This window comes from Burkholderia sp. GW821-FHT14F03, from assembly GCF_058803765.1.
This window is the reverse complement of sequence record NZ_JBXAPG010000161.1, coordinates 1-547: the sequence shown is the minus strand read 5'-3', so window position 1 is coordinate 547 and position 547 is coordinate 1. Positions and strand designations below refer to the sequence as shown.

Below are 547 nucleotides of genomic sequence, written 5' to 3'. Positions count from 1 at the left end.
TGCAGGTGCACCGTCACGCTGATGTTGTAGAACGCGCTGCCCGGCTCCAGCCGGTCCAGGAACCACAACCGCTGCTGGCCCCACGACGCCTCCCAGCGGCCCGCCTCCCCGCCCCGCCGGCGCAGCGGCACCTCGTCGAGTTCCGCGCCAACGCCTCGCTGACGCAACAATTTCAGCAGCAACGCGCGACGTTGCGGCGAGAGTCCTTCAAGTTGGTCGGACACGCTCATATGATCCCCTTCGAATGCATGCTCCCGTCGCTGGAAGCGGAAATGCCCGTGGCAGAGGCCTCCTGATCGTCGCCAAGCTCCGTTCGAGCGAGCAGGCGCTCCACTTCGGCATCATCGAGTCCATCGAGCGCCTGCAAGGCGCTCTCCATTGCCTGCGCGTCGCTCGATGCGAAAAGGTCGTCTTCCACGCGCCTGGCCAGCATGGCGGGCGAAGGGAACATGAACACGTCGCGCACCTGAATCTGCAGCTTCAGCCGTTCGCGGATCACCGTCGTCAAGCGCACCGCGGACAACGAGTTCCCGCCAAGATCGAAGAA

Annotated in this window: 2 protein-coding genes; both read right to left on the bottom strand. The window is 64.9% G+C overall.

All coding sequences use genetic code 11. The features are described from left to right. A partial coding sequence (locus tag AC1RQF_RS33515) for a hypothetical protein (protein WP_492874441.1) occupies nucleotides 1–230 on the bottom strand: 230 nt, incomplete at its 3' end. Further along, a partial coding sequence (locus AC1RQF_RS33510) for a phosphopantetheine-binding protein (RefSeq protein ID WP_492874439.1) occupies nucleotides 227–547 on the bottom strand: 321 nt, incomplete at its 5' end. The genes AC1RQF_RS33515 and AC1RQF_RS33510, both read right to left, overlap by 4 nt.